The organism is Amycolatopsis sp. NPDC104775, from assembly GCF_055583325.1.
In genome coordinates this window covers 624,068-636,390 of record NZ_JBVJOE010000001.1, presented here as the reverse complement: position 1 = coordinate 636,390, position 12,323 = coordinate 624,068, and the positions used below count along the sequence as shown (strand labels likewise).

At 68.2% G+C, this 12,323-nt stretch carries 7 protein-coding genes; 3 read left to right on the top strand and 4 right to left on the bottom strand.

Going from position 1 to position 12,323, the window contains the following annotated elements; translation table 11 throughout:
* Positions 1-62 precede the first annotated feature (62 nt).
* Complete coding sequence (locus ACZ63D_RS02605) at positions 63-728, top strand: DNA alkylation repair protein (protein WP_465352535.1); 666 nt, start codon at positions 63-65, stop codon at positions 726-728.
* On the opposite strand, the gene ACZ63D_RS02600 is transcribed toward ACZ63D_RS02605, so the two are convergent.
* Positions 712-1,488, bottom strand: a complete 777-nt coding sequence (locus ACZ63D_RS02600) for a methyltransferase domain-containing protein (protein WP_465352534.1) — start codon at positions 1,486-1,488, stop codon at positions 712-714. The two genes, ACZ63D_RS02605 and ACZ63D_RS02600, sit on opposite strands and share 17 nt — an antisense overlap.
* A 760-nt stretch (positions 1,489-2,248) precedes the next feature.
* A complete protein-coding gene (locus tag ACZ63D_RS02595) occupies positions 2,249-2,512 on the bottom strand; it encodes a hypothetical protein (RefSeq protein WP_465352533.1) in 264 nt (87 codons plus the stop codon).
* Between ACZ63D_RS02595 and ACZ63D_RS02590 the strand changes: the two genes are divergently transcribed.
* Positions 2,481-9,440 carry a DUF7927 domain-containing protein gene (locus ACZ63D_RS02590; RefSeq protein ID WP_465352532.1) on the top strand — a complete coding sequence of 2,320 codons (6,960 nt, stop codon included), beginning with the start codon at positions 2,481-2,483 and terminating at the stop codon, positions 9,438-9,440. The two genes, ACZ63D_RS02595 and ACZ63D_RS02590, sit on opposite strands and share 32 nt — an antisense overlap.
* 800 nt (positions 9,441-10,240) lie before the next feature.
* Here ACZ63D_RS02590 and ACZ63D_RS02585 read toward each other — a convergent pair.
* A complete protein-coding gene (locus ACZ63D_RS02585) occupies positions 10,241-10,816 on the bottom strand; it encodes a DUF305 domain-containing protein (protein WP_465352531.1) in 576 nt (191 codons plus the stop codon).
* A 57-nt stretch (positions 10,817-10,873) separates the two neighbouring features.
* Positions 10,874-11,248 carry a hypothetical protein gene (locus ACZ63D_RS02580; protein ID WP_465352530.1) on the bottom strand — a complete coding sequence of 125 codons (375 nt, stop codon included), beginning with the start codon at positions 11,246-11,248 and terminating at the stop codon, positions 10,874-10,876.
* A 214-nt stretch (positions 11,249-11,462) separates the two neighbouring features.
* Between ACZ63D_RS02580 and ACZ63D_RS02575 the strand changes: the two genes are divergently transcribed.
* Positions 11,463-12,086 carry a superoxide dismutase gene (locus ACZ63D_RS02575; RefSeq protein ID WP_009077066.1) on the top strand — a complete coding sequence of 208 codons (624 nt, stop codon included), beginning with the start codon at positions 11,463-11,465 and terminating at the stop codon, positions 12,084-12,086.
* The last annotated feature ends 237 nt before the right edge of the window (positions 12,087-12,323 follow it).

The window sequence follows — 12,323 nt, the reverse complement described above, 5'->3', positions numbered from 1 at the left end:
GCCGGCCGAGCCGCGTCAGCCCGTATTCTCGGCTCCGAGCACACCTGAGCAGGGAGGTTCCCGTGGCCGACGCAACCCTCTCCGAGATCCTGACCCGGCTTGAGGAACTCGACGACCCCAGAATCCGGGCGGTCAACGAGAACCACGGCGACGACCACAGCGTCAACCTCGGCAAGCTCCGTGCCCTGGCGAAGGAACTCAAAGCCCAGCCCGATCTCGCCCGTGAACTCTGGCAGACCGGCGACACCAACGCCCGCCTGCTCGCGCTTCTCGTCGCGCGGCCGAAGCAGTTCGACCGCGACGATCTCGACACCATGCTTCGCGAAGCGGGCAAACCCAAGGTTCACGACTGGCTTCTCGCGAACCTCGTCAAGAAAAGCCGGTACGCCGAGGACCTCCGCGTGGCCTGGCTCGAGGACCCGGACCCGGTGGTGGCGAGCGCGGGCTGGACGCTGACCGCGGACCGGGTCGCGAAGAAACCCGACGGGCTGGATCTCCCGGGGCTGCTCGACGTGATCGAGGCCGAGATGAAAGCCGCGCCGGACCGGTTGCAGTGGGCGATGAACCACTGCCTCGCCCAGATCGGCATCGAGAATCCCGGCCTGCGCGCCCGCGCGATCGGCATCGGCGAGCGTCTCGGCGTGCTCAAGGACTATCCGACGCCGCCGAACTGCACCTCGCCCTACGCGCCGGTGTGGATCGCGGAGATGGTCAAGCGCCAGGCTTGACGAAGACCCCGACGAACACCATGCTCGCCGCCAGAAACGGCCCCGCGGCGAGCGCCGCCAGCCACTCGTCTCCCGCTGCCCGGTCCAGCCGGCCCGCGCGCACCGCGCGCTCGGTGTTCCGGCTCAGCCCGAGAATCTTGTCCGCCGCCTCGAAATCGCGGAACACCGGCGCGGCGACCGAGACGTCGAGCACCTCCAGTCCCGCCCCCAGCGCCAGCCGCGGCAAGGAACGGCCGACTGTCGCGTTCCGGACCATCGTCGAGCACACGAACCGGTTGAACGCGAGGTTCGTCGCGCGCTCCCCGGGATCGACCACCAGGCTGTCCCAATCCGGTTCGGCCACGCACGCCAGCCCGCCCGGGCGCAGCACCCGGCGCAGTTCGGCGAAAACCGCGGCGGGATCCGCGACGTGCTGCACCATCCGGTCCGCGCGCGCCCGGTCGACGCTCGCGTCGGCCAGCGGCAGCGCTTGCGCATCGCCCAGCCGGACCGAGATCTGCGCTACCGCGGAAGTCCGGTTTTCCGCTTCCTTGACCATCGCTGGTTCCGTGTCCACGCCGATGACCGCGCCCGAGGGCCCCACCGCTTCGGCCATGGCGGGCAGATCGGTCCCGGGACCGCAGCCGACGTCCAGCACGGTCAACCCGGGCCGCAGATCCAGCGCGGACAGCACTCGCCGTTTGTATTCGCGCCCGGCTTCGGCGACGCGGGCGTAATAGTCGATTTTGTCCGGTCGCGGGACTCCGAAACTTTCGGCCATGGCTTCGAGTGAACCAGAATCGGCCGGGTCGGGTCGCGAGCGTGAGGAAGCTGCTCCAGCCCGGATCGGCCGGGCGAGCGCCGCTTCCGACCGCGTCGTGCGCGGGGTCGAGCCAGTCCGCCGCGCCTTCCGGCCACCAGGCGGTGTGGAGTCATTCCGTCAGGCCGTCGCTTCCCCGGGCTTGAACACTGAGCAGCAGCGCTCGCGTGCGCACGTATCCGGCCGGTTTCGCCTGCCGCTGGCCCGTCGCTCATCGTGGGCTTCCGCGGTCCGGTTCGACGCCGGACCGGTCCGGCCGCCGATTCCGGTCGACTTCGCCCGAGAAATATTCGCGGTGCGCCGGTCCTCGATCCGGTGCAGTTCCCGTCGGGAATGGCGACACCCTTTCAGGGCGTGACGGGTGGAACCGGAATCAGCCGCTTCTTCGGCGAACGCGCTCGTTTGACCTGGTTGGGTTCCCCCTATGCGGTGATTCCTCGCTCTTAAACTCCCCGTCGCGGGTGAGGGCGCGGTACGAATTCTCCTGCCAGGTGTCGATGAACGCGGGTAAGCAACTCGACAATTCCGTCCTTCTCCGTGGGAGCTTTGTGATGACCCGTCGTTCCGGATTCATGCGCTCCCGCGGGAAGCGCGCCGCCTCGGCTCTCGCCGTGGTTTTCGCGCTGGGGCTCGCGAGCGCCACGCCGGCGATGGGCGCGACCCTCCCGCCCAGCACCAGCCCGGCGGCCCCGGCCCTCGCGTCGGCGCCGTCGGCCTCGGCTCAGGACAGCCCCGCGCCGTCCAGCCCGGCCGCTCCCGCACCGGCCAGTTCGGCAGCACCCGAGCCCGCGAGCACACCACCGGCTGCCCCGGCGCCCTCCACCGCCGCAACGCCCGCCACCTCGGCGCCGGTCGCGCCACAGCCGAGGGCGGTCGAGCCGAGAGGGCTCGGCACACCGCGTAAAATCGGCCCCGACCCGGCCTTCTCGACGGTCGCCCACGGCGCGATCACGATGGCGTCGAACTCGGTCGTCAGCTGCGGCACCGTGCCCGCGTCCTGCGGGGAGACCGCGAACAACTCCGCCTACGGCTACTGGGTCAAGAGCGACCCGGCCGCGCCGGGCAACACCGCGTCGAGCGCGAACCTGACCATCCCGCCCGGGGCCACCGTGCTGTCCGCCCGGCTGTACTGGCAGGTCAACCCGATCTCCTCGAACGCCGATTCCGGCGACGTCTCCCGCGCGAACCAGGTCGCCTTCAAAGCCCCGGGCTCCGCCTCCTACCAGCGGCTGACGGCCGACACCTACGACTGGTTCGACGCGCTGGGCGGCGGGTCCCCGCAGATCACCGCGCACGCGGGCGTCAAAGACGTCACCGGCCTGGTGAAACAGGCCGGCGGCGGCTCCTACACGGTGGCCGACCTGCAGGCCTGCCGCGGCAACTCGGCCAACAGCGCGAGCAACCTCGGCTGCTGGGGCGGCTGGTCGCTGGTCGTGGCCTACGCGCTCGACACCGATCCGCTGCGCTACCTGCAGATCTGGGACGGCTTCGACTGGGTCCGCGGCGGCGGCAGCCCCACCGCGACCACCATCGACCTCAACGGCATCCGGAGCCCGGGCGACCACGCGCCGTCGGCCACCCTCGGCGTCGTCGTCGGCGACGGCGACGCCAACATCTCCGGCGACTACCTCGAATTCGGCCGGGACGCCTCGTCGCTGCAACGGCTGACGATGCCCGCCCCCGGCGGCACCAGCACGAGCAACGCCTTCAGCAGCCGGATCGACCGGGTCGCCGCGAACGGCACCGGCAGCAACGTCACCGACCGCACGCCTAACCCCGCCAACAACTTCGGCTACGACGCGCGCACGGTCGACGTCACCGGCAAGCTGCCCGCGGGCTCGGACCGGGCCCAGCTGAAGGTCGGGACCACCGGCGACGCGCTGTACCCGCAGACCGTCTGGCTGATGACCGAGGCCAACGAGCCCAACCTGCAGATCGTCAAGTCCAACGACCCCGAAGGCAACGTCCAGGAACGCCCGCCCGGCTGGGTCGCGCGCGGCGGCGAGATCGCCTACGGGCTGGACGTGGCCAACCGCAACCCCGACGGCAGTATCACGAACCTGGACACCGCGACCGGCGTGGTCGTCACCGACACCCTGCCGGCCGGAGTGTCCTATGTGGCCGGTTCGGACCCGAGGTGCTCGGCTTCCGGCCAAGTCGTCACCTGCACCCTGCCGGACCTGGCTCCCGGACAGAGCACGCACCTCGGCTTCCGCGTCACCGTCTCGCCGACCGTCGCCGCGGGCACCCGCCTCGACAACACCGCGTCGGTCGTCTTCCAGGGCAAGCAGACCGGGCGCGAACAGAGCCGGACGAGCAACACCGTCCGCAACGTGGTCGCGGTGCCGGAGTACACGCTGGCCAAGGTCGTCGATAAGGCGAACGCCCTGCCCGGCGACCAGTTGACCTACACCGTCACCCTGGCCAACACCGGTCATATCCCGGTGCCGCCCGCCACCGTCACGGACACGCTCCCGCCCGGCACGACGTTCGTCAGCGCGGCCACCACGAGCGGCACGGTCACCGGGACCGGTCCGCTGCAATGGCACGCCGCGGAGATACCGGTGGGCGGGCAGGTCACGATGACCGTCCAGGTCCGGGTCGACGAGGCGGCCATCGGCACCACGCTGATCAACCGCGCGAAGGTGACCGAAGGCCCGCCGCCGACCGTCCCGCCGGACCGGCGATGCGCGGACGACGCCGCGGCTTCCTGTGCGGAAACAGTCGTGCCCGGCCCGAAGATCGAGATCGCCAAGACCGCGGACAAGGCTTCGGCTAACCCCGGCGACACGGTGAAATACACCGTGGTCGTGCGCAACACCGGCCAGGTTTTCGCCCGCGGCGCGACGTTCGCCGACGACCTGTCGAAGGTCCTCGACGACGCCGTCTACAACAACGACGCCGCTCCGGCCGCCCAGACCACTTACACCGCACCGAAACTGACCTGGACCGGCGATCTCCCGGTGGGCGGTTCGGCGACGATCACCTACAGCGTCACCGTGAAGAACCCCGATCCCGGCGACCACAAGCTGATCAACACCATCACGTCGACGACACCGGGAAGCAACTGCGCGGCTCGGTCCGACGATCCTCGGTGCGGCACCACGACTCCGGTCTCCGGAATCCGGATCAGCAAGACCGCCGACCCGGCCAGTGCCAAGCCTGGCGACACGGTGAAGTACACCGTGACCGTCGCGAATACCGGCCAAACTCCGTTGTCTGGCGCGACTTTCACTGATGATTTGTCGAAGGTGCTGGATGATGCCGCTTACAACGGTGATGCTTCCGCGTCGGTCGGCTCGGTGGTTTACGCCGCACCTAAACTGACCTGGACCGGCGACCTGCCCATCGGCGGCACCGCGACGGTGACGTACTCGGTGAAGGTCAACAACCCCGACACCGGCGACCACAAGCTGGTCAACGCCGTCACTTCCACGACCCCGGGCAACAACTGTGTCGCTGGCTCGACCGATCCGGCCTGCTCGACCACGACGCCGGTGTCCGGGATGCGGATCGAGAAGAAGGCCGACAAACAGTCCGCGAACCCCGGCGACCAGGTGACGTACACGGTCGTCGTCGCGAACACCGGTCAAACTCCGTTGTCCGGTGCGACTTTCACGGACGATCTGGCGAAGGTGCTGGACGACGCGACCTACAACGGTGACGCGTCCGCCTCGGTGGGTTCGGTGGCTTACGCCGCACCGAAACTGACCTGGACCGGCGATCTGCCAGTGGGTGCCTCGGCGACGATCACCTATAGCGTCACCGTGAAGAATCCCGTGACTGGTGACCACAAGCTGGTCAACACGATCACCTCCACAACACCGGGCAACAACTGCGTCGCGGGCTCGACCGATCCCGCGTGCTCGACCACGACGCCGGTGTCCGGGATCGAGTTCGCGAAGACCGTCGACAAGACCAGCGCCAACCCGGGCGATCCGGTCCGGTACACCGTGACCGTCCGGAACACCGGGCAGACTCCGTTGTCTGGCGCGACTTTCACGGATGATTTGTCGAGGGTGCTGGACGACGCGACCTACAACGGCGACGCGTCGGCTTCGACCGGTTCGGTGAATTATGCGGCACCACGGCTGACCTGGACCGGCGACCTTCCAGTGGGCGGTACGGCGACAGTGACCTACACCGTCACCGTGAAGAATCCCGTGACTGGCGACCACAAGCTGGTAAACACGATCACCTCCACGACCCCGGGCAGCAACTGCGCGGCGGGCTCCACCGATCCCCGGTGCGGCACCACGACGCCGGTGTCGGGGATGCGGATCGCGAAGTCCACCGACCGCGAGCAGGTCGTTCCCGGGGACAAGGTGACTTACACGATCACCGTCACCAACACCGGCCAGACCCCCTTGCCCGGCGCGACTTTCACCGACGACCTGTCGCAAGTGCTGGACGACGCGGTCTACAACAGTGACGCGGCCGCCTCGGTGGGCTCGGTGGCTTACACCGCACCGAATCTGACCTGGACCGGCGACCTGCCGATCGGCGGTTCGGCAACGGTGACCTACAGCGTCACCGTGAAGAATCCGGACCCGGGAGACAAGAAGCTCCACAACGTCGTCACGTCCTCGACGCCCGGCACCAACTGCCCGCCGGGCTCCACCGATCCGTCGTGTTCGACCACGACGCCGGGCAAGGAACTGACGGTCGAGAAGAAGGCCGACAAGCAGACCGCGAACCCCGGCGACAAGGTCACCTACACCGTGAAGGTGACCAACACCGGCCAGGTCCCGCTGCCGGACGCGAGCTTCACCGACGACTTGTCGCAGGTGCTCGACGACGCTTCCTACAACGGCGACGCCGCTGCCTCGGTGGGCTCGACGGCTTACGCCGCACCGAATCTGACCTGGACCGGCAACCTGCCAGTCGGGGCTTCGGCGACGGTGACCTACAGCGTCACCGTGCACAACCCGATCTCCGGCGACCACCAGCTGCGCAACACGGTCAGCACCCCCGTGCCCGGCAACTGCGAGCCCGGGTCGACCGATCCGAACTGCTCGACTCTGACGCCGCTGCCCGGCTTGACGATCGAGAAGAAGGTCGACAAGCAGTCCGCGAACCCCGGTGACAAGGTCACGTACACGGTCACCGTGACGAACACCGGCAAGACGCCGTTGCCCGGCGCGACCTTCACCGACGATCTGTCGAAGGTGCTGGACGACGCCGCTTACAACGGTGACGTTGCATCGTCGGCCGGTTCCGTGTCGTACGTCGCGCCTCACCTGACCTGGACCGGCGACCTGCCGATCGGGGCTTCGGCGACGGTCACCTACAGCGTCACCGTGCACAACCCCGCTGGCGGCGACCACCGGCTGACGAACGTCGTCACGTCGGAAACTCCAGGCGGGAACTGCCCGCCGGGGTCCGCGGACCCGCGGTGCGGCACGACGACGCCGGTGTCCGGCATCTCGATCAGCAAGGTCGCCGACAAACAGTCGGCGAACCCCGGCGACAAGGTCACCTACACCGTGACCGTCGCGAACACGGGCCAGACGCCGCTGTCCGGCGCGACCTTCACTGACGATCTGTCGAAGGCCCTGGACGACGCTGCCTACAACGGCGACGCGGCGGCTTCGGTCGGCGTGGTGACCTATGCCGCGCCCCGGCTGACGTGGACGGGCGATCTGGCGGTCGGTGCTTCCGCGACGGTGACTTACAGCGTCACCGTGGCGAAGCCGGTCAAGGGCGATCACCAGCTGGCGAACGTGGTCACCTCCGACACCCCGGGCTCGAACTGCCCGCCAGGATCCGTGGACCCGAGCTGCGGCACGAGGACTCCGGTCTCGGGCTTGGAGATTTCCAAGGTCGTGGACAAGAAGGAGGCCAAGCCGGGGGACAAGGTCACGTACACGGTGACGGTGAAGAACACCGGGCAGACTGTCCAAAGGGGAGCGGCGTTCACCGACGATTTGTCCAAGGTGCTGGACGACGCTGCTTATGGCAATGACGCTTCGGCTTCGGTCGGCTCGGTGGATTATGCGGCACCGAGGTTGACGTGGGCTGGTGATTTGCCGGTTGGTGCTACGGCGACGGTTACGTACAGCGTGACGGTGAACAATCCGATCAAGGGTGATCACCGGTTGGCGAATGTGGTGACGTCGGAGACTCCGGGCGGGAACTGTCCGCCAGGGTCCACTGATCCGCGTTGTGGCACGACGACTCCGGTCGCGGGCTTGGAGATTGTGAAGGTCGCGGACAAGAAGGACGTCAAGCCAGGCGACAAGGTCACGTACACGGTGACCGTGAAGAATACCGGTCAGACTGTCCAAACGGGAGCGACCTTCACCGATGACCTGTCCAAGGTCCTCGATGACGCCACTTACGACGGCGACGCGGCTGCTTCGATCGGCTCGGTGAATTATGCGGCACCACGGCTGACGTGGACGGGTGATCTGCCGGTCGGCGCCACCGCGACGGTTACGTACAGCGTGACGGTGAACAATCCGGTCAAGGGTGACCACCGGTTGGCGAATGTGGTGACGTCGGAGACTCCGGGCGGGAACTGTCCGCCAGGGTCCACCGACCCGCGTTGCGGCACGACGACTTCCGTCGCGGGCTTGGAGGTCGACAAGGTCGCCGACAAGAAGGAGGCGAAGCCGGGCGACAAGGTCACCTACACCGTGACGGTGAAGAACACCGGTCAGACTGTCCTAACAGGAGCGACGTTCACCGATGACCTGTCGAAGGTTCTCGATGACGCGGCCTATGACGGTGATGCGTCGGCTTCGATCGGCTCGGTGACCTATACGGCTCCGAAGCTGACCTGGACCGGTGACCTCCCGGTGGGTGCCACCGCGACGGTCACGTACAGCGTCACCGTGAACAACCCCGTCAAGGGCGATTTCAAGCTGGCGAATGTGGTGACGTCGGCGACTCCGGGCGGGAACTGTCCGCCAGGATCCACCGATCCGCGCTGTGGCACGACGACTCCGATCGCGGGCCTGGACATTGTGAAGGTCGCGAACAAGAAGGACGTCAAGCCAGGCGACAAGGTCACCTACACCGTGACCGTGAAGAACACGGGCCAGACTGTCCAAACGGGAGCGACGTTCACCGATGACCTGTCGAAGGTGCTCGATGACGCCACTTACGACGGCGACGCGGTTGCTTCGGCCGGTTCCGTGTCATACGCCGCGCCTCGCCTGACCTGGACCGGCGACCTGCCGATCGGTGCCACCGCGACGGTCACGTACAGCGTCACCGTGAACAATCCGGTCAAGGGCGACCACACCCTGGCGAACGTCGTCACCTCGGACACCCCGGGCACGAACTGCCCGCCGGGCTCGAAGGATCCGCGCTGCGGGACCACGACTCCCGTCGCGGGCCTGATCCTCGAGAAGAAGGCAAGCGTCACCGAGGCGAAGGCGGGCGACAAGGTGACGTACACGGTGACGGTGAAGAACACCGGCCAGACCGAGCTGAAGGGCGCGACCTTCACCGACGACCTGACCGGCGTCCTCGGCAACGCTGCATACACCAACGACGCGACCGCCTCGACCGGCTCGACGAGCTACTCCGCACCCAGGCTGACCTGGACCGGAGACCTGCCAGTCGGCGCGACCGCGACGGTTTCCTACAGCGTGACAGTCAAGACCCCGATCGGCGACGGGCAAAGCCTGCGCAACGTCATCACCTCGACGACGCCCGGCGCCAACTGCCCCGACCCCTCCACCGATCCGCGGTGCAAGACGACCACGCCGCTCACGAAGACGCCGCCCACCCCGCCGACGCCCCCGACAGTGGCGCCGACGCCTCCGGTCCAGCCGCCCTCGCCGAAGCCGCCGCTGGCTTCCACCGGCGTGGTCCTGATCCCGGTGGGGATCGCGGCGATCGCCCTGCTGGCGGGCGGCGGAGCGCTGCTGCTGATCTCGCGGCGCCGCCGTTCCCGCGAGTGATCGCCTGAACTGGCCGGACGGTGGCTGGGCTCGTCCTGAGAAGGGCGGGCCCAGCTACCGCCGGAGGGGAGGTCAGCACGGGGGTGGTGGTTCGCCGAAGCGGGACCCGCGTCCGTGAACTCCAGCCGCGAGGGGTGCCGCTGGTCTCGGCCGGGGTGGTGCTGATCGTGGTGGGGTGCGGGGCGGTCGATTTGTCTGCGGGCGGTGGAGTGGTCGGGTCGTTTCGGTGGGGAGCGTTGGGAGCGAAGGTTCGTGTCCGGCGGCGTGGTCCTTGTGCCCGGGGCGCGGCTGGTCTCGGCCGGGGCGGCGTTGATCTCTGGTGGGGCGGTCGATTTGTCTGCGGGCGGTGGAGTGGTCGGGTCGTTTCGGTGGGGAGCGTTGGGAGCGAAGGTTCGTGTTCGGCGACGTCGTCCTTGTGCCCGCGCCGCGGCTGGTCTCGGCCGGGGCGATGCTGATCCTGGCGGGGTTCGCGGCGGTCGACTTGCCTGCGGGCGGTGGAGCGGTCGGGTCGTTTCGGTGGGAAGCGTCCGGAGCGAAGGTCCATGCCCGGCAACGTCGTCCTTATGCCCGAGTCGCGGCTGGTCTCGACCGGAGTGGCGTGATCCCCGCGGGAATCGCGACGATCGCCTCGCCTTCCCCCACCCGCGATCAGCCGACCCCAACCCCACGGTGGCTGAGCCCGTCCCAACTGGAGCCCAGCCACCGCGAGGTCAGCGCGGGAGCGGTGGTTCTCCGGCGAATGAGCCGAAGCAGGAACCGAGTCCGTCAGCTCCAGCCCCGGACCCGCCTCGGCACCCCGGTCACCCCTTCACCAACCCCCGCATCTCCGCGATCTCGGCCTGCTGCGCGTCGATGATCCGCTGCGCCAGCGCCTTCGCCCCGGCATCCGCGCCCTGGGCCAGTTCCGTCTTCGCCATCTCGACCGCGCCCTGGTGGTGCTTGATCATCATCTCCAGCCACGCCCGGTCGAACTCCGGCCCCTTGGCGGCGTCCAGGGCTTTCATGTCGGCGTCGGACATCATGCCGGTCATCGCGTGGCCGCCGGGCATTTCGTGGCCGCCGGGCATGGAGTGGCTCGTGGCCGCGACGCCCCAGGTCTTCAACCAGCCTTGCATCTGCTGGATTTCCGGGTCCTGGGCCCGGTCGATCCGGCCGGCCAGGTCGGCGACCTTCGGGTCGCTGCCGCGCGACGGCACCATTTTCGCCATTTCCAGCGCCTGCTGGTGGTGCGGGATCATCTGCTGGGCGAACGTGACGTCGGCGGCGTTGTGTCCCGCCTGCGAGCTGGGCGCGGGGGCCGGAGAATCCGGGCCGGAGCAGGCGCCGAGCAGGAGCGAAGCGGTCAGCACGGCAGCGCTGACAAAGATTTTGCGCACGAAAAAACCTTCTCTCAAAAGGGAAATTGCGAAAAATGACCGGAAAGGGGCTACCGGTCAGGTCCGCAGCACGCAGAGAGAAGTCAAGACAGTCTGGCCCCGTCTGTCGGGCGGCCGGTCGGCGGCGGGGGAGCCGCGGGTGCCGTCGAAAACCGGCTTCACGGCGGTGTAGCGGCGGAAGGCCAGCAGGCCGAGGACGAGCGCACCGGCTGCGTACAGGACCGCCAGGCAGAGGTGCAGCATGGAGTGTTCGCTGGCGGGCATGCCGGAGTCCGCAGTAGGGGCGGCACCGGATGCTTCGACCACGGACACGTGGCTCGTCATGGCGTGCCCGGCGCCGGGGGACGGCACGTGATGCATTACGGCGACGCCCAGCGCCAGCGCTAACAGCAGCAGAATTCGCTGCACGCTGCCGAGTCGGGACGTCGCCATGGGATCAACCGTACCGGGCCTTGGGGACCGGGTGCGCGAGCGGACAAACCGGTCACGCTGAGTGGTCGGCGAACGCGTCCCGTACTGGAAGTTGAACATTCACTCAAGCAGGTTCCAGCCCGTGGCGCGGAGGCCGCCCCCGGTCGCCCGGGGCGGGGGTGTGCTACTAGGTTCGAGGGGGCAAGACTTGATGTCGAAGACAGAAGGAGGGCCCATGGCCCGGTACGAGCTGCCCGAACTCGATTACGACTACGGTGCTCTCGCGCCGCACATCTCCGGCGAGATCAACGAGCTGCACCACAGCAAGCACCACGCGACCTACGTCAAGGGCGCGAACGACACGCTGGACAAGCTCGCCGCCGCGCGGGAGGCGGGCGATTTCGGCTCGATCGTGGGCCTGGAGACGACGCTGGCGTTCAACCTGGCCGGGCACGCCAACCACGTGGTGTGGTGGAAGATCCTGTCCCCGGAGGGCGGGGACAAGCCGACCGGCGAGCTGGCCGCGGCGATCGACGAGGCGTTCGGCTCGTTCGACAAGTTCAAGGCCCAGTTCACCGCGGTGTCGACCACCATCCAGGGCAACGGGTGGGGCGCGCTGTCGTGGGACCCGATCGGCAAGACGCTGATCACCCAGCAGCTGCGCGACCACCACAACAACCTGATCCTGCCGACCGTGCCGATCCTGCTGGTCGACGTCTGGGAGCACGCGTTCTACCTCGACTACAAGAACGTCAAGCCGGACTACGTCAACGCCCTGTGGAACATCTTCAACTGGGCCGAGATCAGCAAGCGCTTCGACAACGCCGTCGCCGGCGGCAACGGCCTCCTGCTCGGCTGAGCACGACGCACTGAGGCACCGGAAACGGGGTCCGGCCCGCGCGGCCGGGCCCCGTTTCGCGCATCCCGGCGCGGAAGTCGCCCGGCTGGGGGAAATCGCTGCGGCAGATGTCGGAAACTGCTGCTCTGCCGCCCTGTCCGCCAATCCGGGAAGCCGCCTGCACAACCTGGATCCTCTTGCATCTGGGCGTGCATCGCGCCCCGCCGCCGAATACGGGACGATTTGTCTCGCCTTCGC